The sequence below is a fragment of the Bacillus sp. DU-106 genome, assembly GCF_004799705.1.
Taxonomy (GTDB): domain Bacteria; phylum Bacillota; class Bacilli; order Bacillales; family Bacillaceae_G; genus Bacillus_A; species Bacillus_A cereus.
In genome coordinates this window covers 485,090-500,963 of sequence record NZ_CP026607.1, presented here as the reverse complement: position 1 = coordinate 500,963, position 15,874 = coordinate 485,090, and the positions used below count along the sequence as shown (strand labels likewise).

The window sequence follows — 15,874 nt, the reverse complement described above, 5'->3', positions numbered from 1 at the left end:
CGACTTAAGTCGCTTTTTTTAATGTTTCAAATGATCTTCTTGATTAATTAAATGACTATACTTCGGATTATTTGTCCGCATTTCATGAAGGCGTACACCATGATTATTAATCCATGATCGTACCACTTGTTCCGTCATTTCATCGCCTTGATAACGACCTGATTTTGCATAAGTTGTTTGAAAATCTTCCCATAGTAACTCAACCCACGCACGAGCTTGTGCGTAAGAAAGCTTGTCATTCTTGTCTAATAATTCTTTCGTTAATGTTTCATAAATATCATTCATATTATAATCTCCTTTTACCTATTTATCCCTTCATTTCTAAAGGATAGTTTCTTCAATTTTGCACATTCTATAATTGATACTTCTTAAAAAGGTATCAACCGATAATGAGGAGGGCGTTCGCAATGGGTAAACAAGCCGAATTTTGGTCTGAGTCAAAAAACAACAGCAAAATCGACGGTCAACCGAAAGCGAAATCACGCTTCGCTTCGAAACGACCTAACGGCACAATTAACACGCACCCACAAGAACGTATGCGTGCTGCAAATCAGCAGGAAGAGTAGTACAAATTAAATTAACTTCCTACACGAGGTGATAAAGATGAGCTACCGTGATCGCTTAGATAGTCGTTCTGAATTATTTAACCATACGTGGACTCGTCCAAAACATGCGAAAGCGCAAGTTAACGGACAGACGCAACAAACCCAGTCTCTCATTATATTGGCAAATGAATGTAAAAAACGCCAATTTTAGAATCTCCTATCTCCTTTAACGCCTACCAAAGATGAAAACCAGAGAGATATGTGCTCTCTGGTTTTTATTTTTCTTGCAATAAGGAAATTGGTATGCCAATCTCTTCATTATCATTTTGCTTATATCCCCAAGCAAATACCCCATTGAAATACGTAATTTTAAATAATACACCAGGTTCTTCTACTAATTCATATGTTTCACCAATATGGAACTTGTTTATATCCGTCATATAAGCACGAGCCATTGCCATTTTTCTCATTAATACATCAAATTCATTGACAATCCCAAGCTGCTCAGCTTTTACTGCTTGCTCCTTCAAAGCGCCAATTTCTTCCCTTAGCTCATGCGGTGTCATTTCACTGTAGCGTTTTGGCATATTCATCTTATTCTCCTCATTCCTCTTCGCGTTTCATTTGCAAAAATATCTCGATTTCATCAATAGAGAATCCTTTTCGATATAACGCTTGTTTCATCTTGTTTTCAAATGTCCATCCATCATGCTTCTTATATTTCTCATAATATTTATTCCCATGATAGTGTAACGCTTCTTGTTGCTTTTCGTCATCTTTTTCGTCTTTCAATTCTTCCAAACAAATTTGAATTACTTCTCTAGAATATCCTTTTCGAACAAGCATCTCATCTAACTTTAGTTTCATTTGTAAAAAAGAATGTTTTTGATAAGATTTTTTCTTCTTCTCTATGAGAAACAAGGCATTCTCAATTTGCTTTTCCTTCGGATATTCTTGTAAACTATGTGTAATAATTAAATCCTGAACACCTTTATTTAATAACTCTCTTTTAATAACAGTTGGACCTTTTCGATTCACATTACTTTGCGTTCGCGTATATAAAACAGCATACTCTTTATCATTAATATATCGGTCATGTAATAATTTCGAAACGACTTCAGAGATGATGGCCTGTCCCACTTCTTTTTTTCGTAAAAAATCTTCTATTTCTTGTTTTGTTCTCATTTGATAGGATAAATAGGAGATTGCTTGTAAATATGCTTTTTGTACTTCTTCATTGTACAAAATATTCCCTAACTCGATTTCATCAATTTCTAAGCCCTTTTGTAATCCATGTTTTATTAAGATTACTTGATCCACACTAAATCCGTACTCTTCGCCTTGACCTTTATCAATATAAATATTAAATCGTTCTTTCGATCGTTTTTGTACTTCTATTTTTGTAATGACAGCCATACTCTCACCTCTCTATTATTTTAACATAGTCGAGGAACATTTTTTCTTTTCAAGAATATATATAATGAGGAGGAAATACTTGTGAAAATCGCAATTTCTGGTGGTACAGGCTTTATCGGTAAATCCCTTTCTACTTTTTTTATTCAAAAAGGATATACTGTTTACATTCTCACACGAAAAAAAACTACTGAAACTTCCGACCCTAACCTTCAGTATGTTCAATGGACACCAGATTTACAAACCTTCCCCCTCTCTTCTATTGATGTAGTTATTAATCTAGCCGGAGAGTCTATTAATAGTAGATGGACAAAGCAACAAAAGAAAGCCATTTTAAACAGTAGAATTCAAACAACAAAAGGACTCATTAAACAATTGCAGGGACTCCATACAAAGCCACACACATTTATTAACGCAAGTGCTATTGGATACTACGGAACATCTGAAATAGAGTCTTTTACAGAACAGCATGAGACTCCTGGAAATGACTTTTTAGCAAATACAGTATATTCATGGGAACAAGAAGCATCTAAAGCACGTTCTCTCGGAATACGAACAATCTACGCAAGATTTGGAGTCGTATTAGGTGCAAATGGAGGAGCTCTTCCAAAAATGCTACTTCCCTATCAATTCTATATCGGCGGCACCATTGGTTCTGGGAAACAATGGTTATCATGGATTCATATAGACGATGTCGTTCGTATGATGGATTTCATCATACACAAAAAAGAAATTGATGGTCCTCTTAATATGACAGCACCAACACCCATAAGAATGAAGGAATTTGGAGAAAACATTGCAACTATAATGAACAAGCCTCATTGGTTGCCTGTACCTTCATTTATCATTCAAACTTTATTAGGTGAAATGAGCATACTTGTACTAGAAGGGCAACGTGTATTACCCATTAAGGCAATTGAACATGGATACCAATACACATTTCCGGCAATAGACCATGCATTACAAAATATACTTTCGCATACAATGTAGTACTTCTAAAACACAATTTTACATGGGCTCTTTCAAAACTTTCATTTTCTAGGATCCGAAGCATTACCATACAAATAACCTTTCAGTTACTTTCCCTTAACTTCCATTAGCATTATAAAGTAACAGAAATGAGGTACCTATGAAAATATTGCTCAAACAAGCCATTGTATACCCTATTACATCTCAAAAGTTTCAAGGCGATGTACTCGTTACAGGAGAGCGAATTACCGAGGTCAAACCTTTTATTCAACCTACTCAAGATATGACCGTTATAGATGCTCGAGCACTCCATCTCTTACCTGGCTTTATTGATGTCCATACTCACCTTGGTCTCTATGATGAAGGCACTGGTTGGGCTGGAAATGATGCCAATGAAACATCTGAAGTTTCAACACCACATATTCGTTCTTTAGATGGAATCCACCCTTTGGATATCGCCTTTCAAGACGCTGTACAAAACGGAATTACAACCGTTCACGTTATGCCTGGCAGTCAAAATATTATCGGGGGGACTACTTGTGTAATAAAAACAGCTGGAACTTGTATTGATCATATGATTATTCAAGAACCTGCTGGTTTAAAGATTGCCTTTGGAGAAAATCCTAAAAAAGTCCATAGTAATGGAACAAAAGAATCCATTACACGTATGGGGATTATGGGGTTACTTCGGGAATCATTCTATGAAGCACAACACTACGGGCACGAAGCTGATTTTCGAATGCTTCCTATTTTAAAAGCATTACGTCGTGAAATACCCGTACGTATCCACGCTCACCGAGCAGATGATATTAGTTCTGCGCTACGCTTTGCAACGGAATTCAACCTCGATCTACGTATTGAACATTGTACAGAAGGACACTTTCTTGTTGAAGAGCTTTCGAAACATAATTTGAAGGTTTCAGTTGGTCCCACTCTGACACGTCGTTCTAAAATCGAACTAAAAAACAAGACATGGGATACTTACCATATATTATCTAAAAATGGTGTGGAAGTTTCTATAACAACAGATCATCCTTATACACCCATTCAATATTTAAATATTTGTGCCGCTGTCGCAGTAAGAGAAGGATTAGACGAGAAAACAGCACTAGAAGGAATCACCATATTCCCAGCGCGAAATTTGCGTTTAGAGGATAGAATTGGAAGCATCGAGGTTGGAAAAGACGCCGATCTCGTGTTATGGACTCATCATCCTTTCCATTATTTAGCCAAGCCTGTACTAACTATGATTGATGGAAAAATAATTTACAAAAAAAATAAAAAAAACTAGTTTATTTTTTTGACTAGATAAAGTATTATACGATTATAAACTGAATGAAACCATAATCAATTTGTGTCGTGATTATCATTTTCAAATTGATGAATGGGGAAGGCAAATGGTGCGCCACCAGCGTTAGAAACTGGTTCTAGTGGGTTCGATTCCCACCCCGAAATTTTTTAAAGATTGATATAAAAATTTCGAGGGTGGGGTGTTTTTTCGTCATGCTACCCTCGTGTGAGGAGGAGTTAGTATGTTGAAAAAACGCGACTTACACGACAGCCACGTTCTATACGAGTTAATGGTGGATCCAGCTGTCTTCCCTTTTGTGCGTCAAAAGGCTTATTCTTATGAAGAATATTTATTCTTAACAAAACAAACGATTGAAGCTGAAGAGCGTGGTGAATTAATTTCACGCACAATTTTAGATGAATGGGGTAACCCTATCGGAACAATTACTTTATTTGATGTGCAAGAAAAAGCTGGATTTCTCGGGACATGGCTTGGCAAACCATATCATGGAAAAGGCTATAATAAATTGGCAAAAGATTCATTTTTTAGTGAACTTTTCTATGAATTAGATATTGAAACAATTTTCATGCGTATTCGTAAAATAAATATTCGTTCTATTAAAGCTGCAGAAAAACTGCAATATGTGAATCTAGCAAACGAAACAAGAAAAGCCGTATATGATGAAATTAACGCAAACGAAGAAGTATATAACTTATATGAAATTCCAAAAGATCAATACACACTTGCTACAATGCGAGATACAACCTTCCAAGATGCTCATCAATTAAAAGAAGCATAATCTAAATTTTCTGAAATGATAATCAATCATTAACATTTTCCATATGCGTATATCCCCTCATGTCTTTGGAAACGATAAATAGTAACTTTAAGACACGAGGTGATTTGTAATGGATAAAAAGAAACGTGATAAAGCAAAAAACACATTATCTAGTACACAAGAAGTTCTCTATCAACGCGAATTTCAAAAAGCAGATCGTGCAGCAGGATATCGCTCGAAAAGCATTTAAAGTGAAAATGAATAATTAGAAGTTTCCCCCCTAATTATTCATTTTCATTACATAATTTTCTCGATTGATAGAAGTAAGCAAAAAAGCCCCTTATACATAAGGGCTTTTTTGCTGTGGACAACTTTATCCACAAAACCAACAGAATTGTTAGTAATTTTCAAAAACATTTAATATTTTTCTATATTACAGCATATATCAGCTGTTTTAATTGTGGATATTTTTCTAAAAATTGTGGACAATGTGGATATAGTTGTTAATATTCCGACTTTACTGTTTAATGAAAGCGCAATCCTTTTGTGGATAACTGGCTGAATTTTCTTTGAAAATAATAAAGAACCCTCTTTACATATACAAAGAGGGTTTCATATTAAGTAAAAGATTGTGCAAGAGCAGGTGATTTAATAGGTATATGACGCGGTTCTGCATGATTTTCTGCCAAAATTGCATCTACAATATGACCAGCTGGCTCTGGAAGATAGATGCTTTTCATTGCTTCTTTCATTTGAAGAAGCTTCACATCATCTTGTAATAATGCCTCTGTTTTTGCAAAAACCTCACTATCATCGCGAATGACAACTGCTGCTCCCTTTCTTTCAAAGTACATCGCATTTTCATTTTCTTGTCCTGGAACAGGCTTATATAAAATGACAGGTACTTGCAACGCTGCTGCTTCACTTAATGTTATTCCGCCTGGCTTCGTAATCATACAAGAAGTAACACGGAATAATTCATCAATATTTTCAACATACCCAAACACTTTTAATGCATCGGAATTTTGCTTCTGTAAACTTAATAAATCCTGTTTTAAAGCTTCATTTTTCCCACAAACGACAACTACTTGTAAATTAGGCACTGACATAAATGATTGGCATAGTTCTTTTACATTTCCTAATACCCCATGAGCACCTGCTACAATTAGTAAAATCTTTTTATTCTTACATAACTGATATTTAGTATATATGATTTCTGGATTTACCTTTAACTCAAAACTACTCCGAATTGGAATTCCTGTTTCAACAATTTGTTCCGCAGGTACACCGATATCAACCATCAATTCTTTCACATGATCCGTTGCAACAAAATAACGATCTACTTCTCGATGAATCCATATTTTGTGCACGCAAAAATCCGTTAATACGTTATAGACAGGAATTGAAATACCTGTTTGTTTCTTCAATTCTGGTACAGCGATAATTGGAAATGTATTAATTACAATATCTGGTTTCTCCACCTGTAATAGTGTTTTCAAACGTTTTCTTCCAAAGTTCGCATACCAAGATGCTATTTTCTTATCATAAATTTTTTCTACCCCGTAATAAAACAAACGATATAATTCTTTTCCTATTGTATAACTTTTTAAATATAGATATTTTGTAATGTCAGTTATAAATGGATGTGATTCTCCAAACAAGTCGCATACAATAACATCTTCAATTCCTTTTTGGCGAAATGTTTGTTCTAATGTTTTTGCTACTTGCACATGACCATTACCGTAATGTGCAGTTAATATTAAAACCTTGGGGTTTTTTATCAAACAAATCCACTCCTAGCTTTTTGTTTCTCCATATTGCATATACGACAATAGGAAAAACATTTTCCTTAAAAATTACATAAACAGATTCTAATAATTCCCTTTCAGCTATGTACCTGTCGTGGATATGCAAAGCATATAAGATTGACCCCTTAATCCTATCTGTGCTCATATCTTTACATTATACTTTCCTATAAGAGCTTTCGCAATAACTTACAAATGTTCTCTATTCCATGATACTCACTCTTTTACTTCTTAATTCTTTTTACTATTTTGATTTCCCTTTACAATTATGTAAATTTCTCCATTTATTCCGTACAAAATTATGGATATTCTACTTTCAGTATACTCTTTTATCAATATATACTCTAGATTTTATTGTAAAGAAAGCAAAAAGCCTAATCCAATATTTGGATTAGACCGCTTGTAAAATATATTTAGCATGTTCTACATTTTTCTCAGTAGGTGGTTCTACATTTGCGAGTGGATACTTGTGTCCAAGCGCCTCCCATTTATATACACCAAGCTTATGATATGGTAACACTTCAACTTTTTGAACATTAGACAGACTTTGAATAAAGCTAGATAGTTTTTGTAGATCCTCTTCATTATCCGTAACACCAGGAACTAATACGTGTCGTACCCAAATCGGTTTATTCTTATCCGATAAATAACGAGCAAATTGTAAAATATGTTCATTTGATTTCCCTGTTAATTTACGATGCTTTTTGGAATCGATATGTTTCAGATCCAATAAAACTAAATCTGTATAATCCATTAAAATATCTAGCTTATTTTGGAATTCTGGTTCCTCAGAATAACAACCACCAGAAGAGTCGATTGTTGTATGGATACCAGCCGCTTTACACTTTTTAAACAACTCAATTAAAAAGTCTAGCTGTAATAATGGCTCTCCACCGCTAACTGTTATACCGCCTCCGGAAGCTTCAATAAATGGAAGGTAACATGTCACATCCTGCATCACTTCTTCAACTGTTATTTCTTTACCTTTACCGATTTCCCACGTATCAGCATTATGACAATATTGACAACGTAATAAACACCCTTGTGTAAATATGACATAACGAATCCCCGGGCCATCAACAGTACCACAAGACTCTACAGAATGTATTCTTCCTTTTACCATGTTACTTCCTCCTTTATTGAAACAGCCTCCCTTCGCTATATATTAAGAGCGAAGGGAAACCTTTTTCATTTACATGCTTTCATGCATTGTACGGTTAATTACATCAATTTGTTGTTCACGAGTTAATTTAATAAAGTTTACAGCATAACCAGATACACGAATTGTTAATTGTGGATACTTCTCAGGATGTTCCATTGCATCCATTAATGTTTCACGGTTAAATACGTTAATATTTAAGTGGTGCCCTTCTTTTACTGCATAGCCATCAAGCATTGATACTAAGTTACGTACTTGTACATCATCTTCTTTACCAAGTGCTTTCGGAATAATAGAGAATGTATTAGAAATACCATCTTGTGCATCTTCATATGGTAATTTAGCCACAGATAATAATGAAGCTAATGCACCTTTTGTATCGCGTCCATGCATTGGGTTCGCACCTGGTGCAAATGGTTCTCCAGTACGGCGGCCATCTGGAGTATTACCAGTTTTCTTACCGTAAACAACGTTAGATGTGATTGTTAAGATTGACATTGTATGAACAGAGTTTCTGTATGTTTTATGTTTACGAAGTTTATTCATAAATGTTTTTACAAGATTTACAGCAATCTCATCTACACGATCATCATTGTTACCGTATTTAGGGAAATCTCCTTCAATCTCGAAGTCAACTGCAATACCATTTTCATCACGAATTGGTTTTACTTTTGCGTACTTAATTGCACTTAATGAATCTGCTACTACAGATAGACCAGCGATACCTGTTGCCATTGTACGAAGAACGTTTGTATCATGAAGTGCCATTTCAATACGTTCATAGCTATATTTATCATGCATGTAATGGATAACATTTAATGTGTTTAAATATAGACCCGCTAACCATTCCATTGTCATATCAAACTTATGCATAACTTCTTCATAATTTAATACTTCAGAAGTAATTGGTGCGTACTCAGGACCAACTTGTGCTTTTGACTTTTCATCTTTACCACCGTTAATCGCATATAATAATGCTTTCGCTAAGTTTGCACGAGCTCCGAAGAACTGCATTTGTTTACCGATTCTCATTGCAGATACGCAACATGCAATACCGTAATCATCGCCGTATTCAGGACGCATAATGTCATCATTTTCATATTGAATTGCTGATGTTTTAATAGACATTTTCGCACAGTAGTTTTTAAAGTTCTCTGGTAATTGTTTAGACCAAAGAACAGTTAAGTTTGGTTCTGGAGCTGGTCCTAAATTATCTAATGTATGCAAGAAACGGAATGAGTTCTTTGTTACTAATGGACGACCATCTAATGCCATACCACCGATAGATTCAGTTACCCAAGTTGGGTCACCAGAGAATAATTCATTATAATCAGGTGTTCTTGCGAATTTCACAAGACGTAATTTCATAATGAAGTGATCGACAATTTCTTGTACTTCTTCTTCTGTTAAAGTACCATTTGCTAAATCTCTTTCAATGTAAATATCTAAGAATGTAGAAGTACGTCCAAGACTCATTGCAGCTCCGTTTTGTTCTTTAATCGCTGCAAGGTATGCGAAGTATAACCATTGGAATGCTTCTTGTGCATTTGTTGCTGGCTTAGAAATATCGAAGCCATGAGAAGCAGCCATTTCTTTTAACTCTTGAAGTGCACGCATTTGCTCAGATAACTCTTCGCGTAAACGCATTGTATCTTCGCTCATTACACCACCAGTTAAATTCAAATCAGCTTTTTTCGCTTCAATTAAATGATCAATACCATATAACGCTACTCGGCGATAGTCACCGATAATACGTCCACGTCCGTATGCATCTGGAAGACCAGTAATAACACCTGATTTACGTGCATTTCTCATTTCTGGTGTGTATGCATCAAATACACCTTGGTTATGAGTTTTTCTCCACTCTCTAAAAATACGACTAAGTTCTTTATCCATTTCGTATCCATAAGATTCACAAGCTTGTTCTGCCATACGAATACCACCATATGGTTGTAAAGAACGTTTAAATGGTTTATCAGTTTGGAAACCGACTACTTTTTCAATATCTTTATTTAAGTATCCTGGGTCATGTGATGTAATAGAAGAAACAATTTTTGTATCCATATCAAGAACGCCACCGTTTTCACGTTCTTTCGTTGTTAAATCCATTACTTGATCCCAAAGTTGTTTCGTTGCTTCAGTTGCTTCTGCTAAGAAAGATTCGTCCCCTTCGAAAACGTTTACATTATTTAAAATGAAATCGCGAACATCAATCTCTGCTTTCCATTTTTCACCTTTAAAGTTTTCCCATGCGTTTTTAACATTTTCTAATACTTGAGTCATCCTAATCTCCTCCATTTTTGATTAGTACAGGACTAAGATTTTTTATATAACAGCTTACACACTTAGAATACTACTTTTTTACGAAAGTGAACGAAATAGTTGTGACATGTTTGTGAAATATTGAGCAAACTACTATATATATAGTGTTAACTTCATTTAAAAGTCTTTAAAATTAACCCTTTCCTTAATTGTATTTTTTTGGTATCCTTATATACGAGTCCTATTTTGTAATATAAGAACAATACCCATTGTAGAGCTGTAATACTCTTATCTCCTAATCTGTTATAGTTTTTATAACAGAACAAAAAAGTGTACACATGTTGTACACTTTTTTTGTTACTTCTATAAAACATCTCTTTTTCTATTGCCATCATAGAATCCGCCACGATTGTCTGTTAATGCAATTATTTGATCTAGTCCTTCTATATGATCACCTATAATTCGAAGTACAGCTGGTGGATGACCTATTTTAGCAAAATGTTCACTGGGACGAATACGGTTCATCTTATCGACCTCAACACGACTTACACATGCAACTTCAAATCCTGAAAGAATAGCTTTCACTTGGGCTACACACGGCGCCAGTAAAGATCTATACCCAATTTCTTTCAAACACTTACGGCTAAACGCATTCGGTACAGCGATAAGAGAGCCTACGCCTAGATCTTTTCTATCACAAGCTAAATTTAATGCATATTTAAATGCAGTTACAAGATGAAGCGGTACTCTTAAATCTAAATAATGATTTAGATCATTTAATGCAACATCTGTTCCATCTGCAATAGCTTTCGCAAAAGGATATAGCTCACTCGCTGGAATAACAAAATCGCCATCTATAAATAACACAATTTCTCCTTTTGCAAAATACGTTCCAAGTGAGCGCCCCACATCATTTCCGAGTGCTTCTTTATATACAATTGTCGTTGCCCCTTTGTCTTTTGCAATTTTTTTCGTTTTATCTGACGAACCATTTACGACAACGATAATTTCGAAGGGTTCAATTTTGCGAAGCTCTTCTATAACGTTTCCAATTGTTTTCTCTTCATCTTGTACGGGAATAACAACCGATAGTTGCTTTCCTTTATAGAAATCAGATGTAACACCCCACCCTTGATAAAACTCTTCAAAACTTAAAGTATGATAGACACTATCCCTTTTCCTATTTCCATCATAATATCCTCCGCGCTCATCACTGCTTAATATCCGTTCTGCTACTGCTTCTATATGATCACCTATCATTCTTTTTTCAGATTGGGAAAGATTTGTCCCATATGCAGCATGCTGGAATGGACGAAATTTATTCGGCGTAATAACGTCAATAGCACAATGACGACTAATTCTCCATTTACTTTGAACTAGGCGTAAATGAGCCACAATAGGATTAACAAAACATTCATATCCGATGCTTTGAACGACTTCTTTCGTCAGCGCATGAGGTACATCTAATAAAGAATTCATTTTTAATTCTTCACGCTCTAACATTGCATTTAATATTTGGCGCCATACTGTAATAGAAGTGGTTTTTTGCCTTTTTAAAAATAATGCATCCAAATTATTTAAAACTACATCTGCCTGATCGTATAAAATCGGATTAAGGAATAATTTTAATTTTGAAGTTGGAATAGCAAAATCACCATCTATAAATAGTAATACATCACCTATCGCATGTTTTGCGCCGACTGCACGTCCAACATCGTTCCCTAGTAGCTCTGTATGCTTGATTACTTTACACCCTAAACGATCTGCAACATCTTCTGTTCCATCATTACAACCGTTTGCTACTACAATGATTTCTACTGGATTTAATGGTCTTACCGATTGAATAACGTCTGAAATCGTATCGACCTCATTACATGCAGGAATAATAACAGATAATGACTTAGCCATTGTTTTGTTCACGAAACCACTTAATTGTTTCCTTCAATCCGTTTTCCCACGTTACTTTCGCCTGAAATTGAACAAGCTCTTTTAATTTTGTTACATCTGGTCTTCTATTTGGAATTTCTTCAAAACCATGAGGATATACTTCTTCAAAAGGCACTTGGACAATCTTCGAAGAAGAATTCGTTAATTTTTTAATTACTTCTGCTACTTCTTTTATGCTCTTTTCATTCTCAGAACCTATATTAATAATCTCACCATTTACCTTCTCATCCATTGCCCGAATCGTTGCCTCTACCGCATCACTTACATACGTAAAACAACGTGTCTGCTTTCCATCTCCATATACGAGAATGTCTTCTCCTTGCAGTGCCGCGCGGATAAATCGCGGGATTACTCCTGCATATGGACCATCTTTCGCTCTTGGACCATAAATATTAAAGTATCGAACAATCGTTACTGGTAAACCTTCTAATGCGTACCCTAAACATAATGTCTCTTCCAACGTTTTACAAACTGCATAACTCCAACGAATTTTAGAAGTTGCCCCGTACAATCGATCTCCCTCTTCAGAGAAAGGCGGCTTGGCCTTACCATATACTTCTGAAGTAGAAGCAAAAACTACTTTCTTCTTTCCTTTTAACGCTGCTTGTAAAACATTTCTTGTCCCATCAAAATTCGTTTCTATGAGCTCTATACTTTTTTCCATTGTTGTTTTCACACCTAAAATTGCTGCTAAATGAAACACGACATCATGCTGATCTACTAATTCATAAATAGAATTTTTATCTAAAACACTTATTGGAATAACACGGATTTCTTTCATTAACTCTTTATGGTACTTATTTTTACCTTTATAAAAGTTATCCACAACAGTGACCTCATAACCTCTTCTTATCAACTCTTCAGCTAAATGCGACCCGATAAATCCGGCCCCACCTGTAATTAAACATTTCTTACTCATTTACTCACCTTCTTTACAATCCCGCGTGTATCTATTACTCGATCCATTCCTTTAAAAAGCTTCCAATCAATATTAGAATGATCCGTTAAAATTAAAATACAATCCGCTTTTTTAACTTTTTCTTCATCTAAAGAAACAGATTGGTACACCTTATCTCCAATTTCTGCGGAAGAAATATAAGGATCATGATATTCTATCTCGTATCCTTGATTTCTTAATAATTGAATAATCGGTAACGCTGGTGATTCTCTCAAATCATTTACATCTTTTTTATACGCAATCCCTACAATTAACACCGTTGCAGGTAATTGCACCACACTTTTTACTTTGCGGACCATTTTCTCTGGCATTTCTTCATTAATTATATGTGCAGCCTCAATTAATTGACTAATTGCCCCATTCTTTTTTATTCTCCATTGAAAATATAAAGGGTCTACGGGAATACAGTGTCCCCCTATCCCTGGCCCTGGCCAATACGGAGTAAACCCAAATGGTTTTGTAGATGCCGCTTCAATGGCCTCATAAAAATCAATGCCTAAACTTTCACATAGTGTGTTTAGTTCATTTACTAAAGAAATGTTAACTAAGCGCTGAATATTTTCAAATAGCTTGCACATCTCTGCTACTTTCGGAGAGCTAACAGGTACAACTTCGTCAAAAATGGTACTATATAAATCCTGTACCTTTTGTTTACACTTTTCTGTTTGTCCACTAATAACTTTTGGAATAGCTTGAACTGAATATTGACTATTTGCTGGATCAATTCTCTCAGGGGAATATCCGATATAGAAATCTTCCCCTACCTTTTTACCATTTTGAGAAATAATAGGTAGGATGACTTCTTCAAGTGTGCCTGGATATGTGGAGCTTTCAAAAATGAAGGTTTGTCCTTTTTGAAGGTTTTGTTGTATATAATGCGAAGCTGAAATGAGGGCACTTAAGTCTGGTTCTCTTTGTTCATTAATTGGAGTCGGGACAGTGACAATAACATAATCACTATTTTGAAAATCAGCAATGCCTTGATCCGGTGTATTTACTGTTAATTTTTTTTTCGTCAATAAACTTTGTAACTCTTTAGAAGAAACATCCGGAATATAACTTTCTCCTTTTATAATTGAGTCTATTTTCCTAATATCTTTATCTAATCCAAGTACTGTATGCCCTCTTTCTGCAAAATGTACCGCTAAAGGAAGGCCAACATACCCTAGCCCAATAATAGCTACTTTACTACTATTCATTTGTATTCTCTTCTTCCCTTCTCAATTGTTGAATTACATCTCTATCTCTATCTCCATCTGTAAAACCACCACGTTCGTCCGTACATTGTAATAAATACGCAACCGCTTCAAGTTGATCACCGAAAATACGATCAAACGCTGAAATACGCCCATTTACAAATTCGTGTTGCTCTGGACGTATGCGATTTGTTTTTATAACATCTACTAACTCTACTGTTGTAATAGAGAATCCTTCTAAAATAGCTTTCACTTGTGCTAATGGCGGAATGATAAGGGAATCATATCCTATTTTCTCTATTACCTTCTTATGAATGGCATGTGGTACAGCAGTTAGTGAGTTATTCCATAAATCTGGTCGTTTCGCTATCAAATTCACAAAGTATTTTCCCATACTAATTGGATCTGCTGGATGAAACATATCTAATAAGCATTGTAAATCATTTAACACCACGTCATTTCCATCTTCAACAGCATGTAAAAATAGAGTGAGTTTTTTTGCTGGAATAACAAGATCACTATCAACGAATAAACAAATATCTGCCGTAGCATGCATGGCACCTATTGCTCGTGCTACATTATGTCCAAGCGCCTTCGTAAATTCAACAACAATAACATTCTCTAGCTTTGCCTGTTTAACAGTCTCAACATCTGCTCCATTCGCGACAACTATAATTTCATCTACACCTGCTTCTTTCACTTCTTTTATAACAGACCTTATGGTTATTTTCTCTTCTGATACTGGGATAATGGCACTATATTTCGCTTTATTCTTTTGTAATAAAACTGGTTTATACTTTCCTACAAACTCTCTATCTCTATTGTTCTCTGAAAAACCACCGCGTTTACCATATGTTTCGATTACGTATTGTAAAGCTCGCAAATGATCACCCATAATACGACTAGTCGCTTTCGGATAAGGAGAGCCAGGTGATGTACCAGTATGCACAGGTCGAACTTTATTTGTGTAGATGACATCAACTGAAGCCATATCAGAAATATCTACTCCTCTAGACATCGCCATCGCTTGAAATAATGCTGGATCTGCTAAATTCCACCACCCCAGTTTTTCAATCACTTTACGACTTATCGCATGTGGTATTGCAATTAAAGATCCTACAACAAACTCTTTCTTGTTCAAATAACGATTTAACATATATTTTCCAACCGTCGTATAATGCGGTCTCATCTTCAAGTAAACGGACCATGTTAAATTATTTAAAACAATCTCATGCCCTTGTCGTATTCCTTTAATAAAATTGTATAATTCTTCACTTTTCATGACGATATCACCATCTAAAAACAAAACAATCTCACCTTTTGCTTCTCTAGCACCAATTGCCCGTCCCACATCATTACCAAGAGAATCTCTATAATAAATCACACGGCAATTATGCTGTAATGCTATTTCCTTCGTCCCATCTGTAGATCCATTATCTACTATGATAACTTCATATGGTTCGAGTTTTCTTACCTCTACTAAAACTTTTGATAAAGTACTTGCTTCATTATGCACTGGAATAACAACTGACACTCTCATACTTGTATCAC

At 35.3% G+C, this 15,874-nt stretch carries 17 protein-coding genes; 6 read left to right on the top strand and 11 right to left on the bottom strand.

Features of this window, described 5'->3' with window-relative positions:
* Window positions 1-18 precede the first annotated feature (18 nt).
* Window positions 19-285 carry a YfhJ family protein gene (locus C3Y97_RS02645; RefSeq protein WP_000998166.1) on the bottom strand — a complete coding sequence of 89 codons (267 nt, stop codon included), beginning with the start codon at window positions 283-285 and terminating at the stop codon, window positions 19-21.
* A 122-nt stretch (window positions 286-407) separates the two neighbouring features.
* Between C3Y97_RS02645 and C3Y97_RS02640 the strand changes: the two genes are divergently transcribed.
* Together C3Y97_RS02640 and C3Y97_RS02635 are read left to right on the top strand one after the other, a co-directional pair.
* Window positions 408-566 carry a small, acid-soluble spore protein K gene (locus C3Y97_RS02640; RefSeq protein WP_000517891.1) on the top strand — a complete coding sequence of 53 codons (159 nt, stop codon included), beginning with the start codon at window positions 408-410 and terminating at the stop codon, window positions 564-566.
* 37 nt (window positions 567-603) lie between these two features.
* A complete protein-coding gene (locus C3Y97_RS02635; protein ID WP_000122093.1) occupies window positions 604-756 on the top strand; it encodes a YpzG family protein in 153 nt (50 codons plus the stop codon).
* 64 nt (window positions 757-820) lie between these two features.
* Here C3Y97_RS02635 and C3Y97_RS02630 read toward each other — a convergent pair whose 3' ends face one another.
* Both C3Y97_RS02630 and recX read right to left on the bottom strand, forming a co-directional pair.
* Complete coding sequence (locus C3Y97_RS02630) at window positions 821-1,138, bottom strand: YfhH family protein (RefSeq protein WP_001057020.1); 318 nt, start codon at window positions 1,136-1,138, stop codon at window positions 821-823.
* A gap of 10 nt (window positions 1,139-1,148) precedes the next feature.
* Window positions 1,149-1,961: a recombination regulator RecX gene (gene recX, locus C3Y97_RS02625; RefSeq protein WP_000268502.1), complete on the bottom strand. Its 813-nt coding sequence runs from the start codon at window positions 1,959-1,961 to the stop codon at window positions 1,149-1,151.
* A gap of 81 nt (window positions 1,962-2,042) precedes the next feature.
* Between recX and C3Y97_RS02620 the strand changes: the two genes are divergently transcribed.
* The 4 genes from C3Y97_RS02620 (at window position 2,043) to C3Y97_RS02605 (ending at window position 5,246) form a co-directional block, all read left to right on the top strand.
* The gene (locus tag C3Y97_RS02620; protein ID WP_000684382.1) at window positions 2,043-2,948 is read left to right on the top strand and encodes a TIGR01777 family oxidoreductase; all 906 of its coding nucleotides are present in this window, start codon (window positions 2,043-2,045) and stop codon (window positions 2,946-2,948) included.
* 139 nt (window positions 2,949-3,087) lie between these two features.
* The gene (locus tag C3Y97_RS02615; RefSeq protein WP_000698319.1) at window positions 3,088-4,218 is read left to right on the top strand and encodes an amidohydrolase; all 1,131 of its coding nucleotides are present in this window, start codon (window positions 3,088-3,090) and stop codon (window positions 4,216-4,218) included.
* Window positions 4,219-4,459: 241 nt separating this feature from the next.
* Window positions 4,460-5,017, top strand: coding sequence for a GNAT family N-acetyltransferase (locus C3Y97_RS02610; protein WP_000914737.1), 558 nt, complete (start codon window positions 4,460-4,462; stop codon window positions 5,015-5,017).
* A 109-nt stretch (window positions 5,018-5,126) separates the two neighbouring features.
* Complete coding sequence (locus tag C3Y97_RS02605) at window positions 5,127-5,246, top strand: YfhE family protein (protein WP_000358482.1); 120 nt, start codon at window positions 5,127-5,129, stop codon at window positions 5,244-5,246.
* Window positions 5,247-5,613: 367 nt separating this feature from the next.
* On the opposite strand, the gene C3Y97_RS02600 is transcribed toward C3Y97_RS02605, so the two are convergent.
* The 8 genes from C3Y97_RS02600 to C3Y97_RS02565 all read right to left on the bottom strand — a co-directional run bounded on the left by C3Y97_RS02600 (window position 5,614) and on the right by C3Y97_RS02565 (window position 15,863).
* Window positions 5,614-6,780 (bottom strand): diglucosyl diacylglycerol synthase, encoded by a 1,167-nt coding sequence (locus C3Y97_RS02600; RefSeq protein ID WP_000594691.1) that lies wholly within the window; start codon window positions 6,778-6,780, stop codon window positions 5,614-5,616.
* 412 nt (window positions 6,781-7,192) lie between these two features.
* Complete coding sequence (gene pflA, locus C3Y97_RS02595; protein ID WP_000238459.1) at window positions 7,193-7,924, bottom strand: pyruvate formate-lyase-activating protein; 732 nt, start codon at window positions 7,922-7,924, stop codon at window positions 7,193-7,195.
* A gap of 69 nt (window positions 7,925-7,993) precedes the next feature.
* Window positions 7,994-10,243 carry a formate C-acetyltransferase gene (gene pflB / locus C3Y97_RS02590; protein WP_000195471.1) on the bottom strand — a complete coding sequence of 750 codons (2,250 nt, stop codon included), beginning with the start codon at window positions 10,241-10,243 and terminating at the stop codon, window positions 7,994-7,996.
* A gap of 152 nt (window positions 10,244-10,395) precedes the next feature.
* A complete protein-coding gene (locus C3Y97_RS02585; protein WP_002094217.1) occupies window positions 10,396-10,617 on the bottom strand; it encodes a hypothetical protein in 222 nt (73 codons plus the stop codon).
* On the bottom strand, window positions 10,586-12,130 hold the full coding sequence (locus C3Y97_RS02580; protein ID WP_013141734.1) for a glycosyltransferase family 2 protein: 1,545 nt from the start codon (window positions 12,128-12,130) through the stop codon (window positions 10,586-10,588). The genes C3Y97_RS02585 and C3Y97_RS02580 overlap by 32 nt, the downstream gene beginning before the upstream one ends.
* Window positions 12,123-13,088: a UDP-N-acetyl-alpha-D-glucosaminuronate decarboxylase gene (locus tag C3Y97_RS02575; RefSeq protein ID WP_000037014.1), complete on the bottom strand. Its 966-nt coding sequence runs from the start codon at window positions 13,086-13,088 to the stop codon at window positions 12,123-12,125. Before C3Y97_RS02575 ends, C3Y97_RS02580 begins: the two co-directional genes overlap by 8 nt.
* Window positions 13,085-14,326 (bottom strand): nucleotide sugar dehydrogenase, encoded by a 1,242-nt coding sequence (locus C3Y97_RS02570; protein WP_001088925.1) that lies wholly within the window; start codon window positions 14,324-14,326, stop codon window positions 13,085-13,087. The genes C3Y97_RS02575 and C3Y97_RS02570 overlap by 4 nt, the downstream gene beginning before the upstream one ends.
* Window positions 14,319-15,863: a glycosyltransferase family 2 protein gene (locus C3Y97_RS02565; RefSeq protein WP_001266465.1), complete on the bottom strand. Its 1,545-nt coding sequence runs from the start codon at window positions 15,861-15,863 to the stop codon at window positions 14,319-14,321. Before C3Y97_RS02565 ends, C3Y97_RS02570 begins: the two co-directional genes overlap by 8 nt.
* Window positions 15,864-15,874 lie beyond the last annotated feature (11 nt).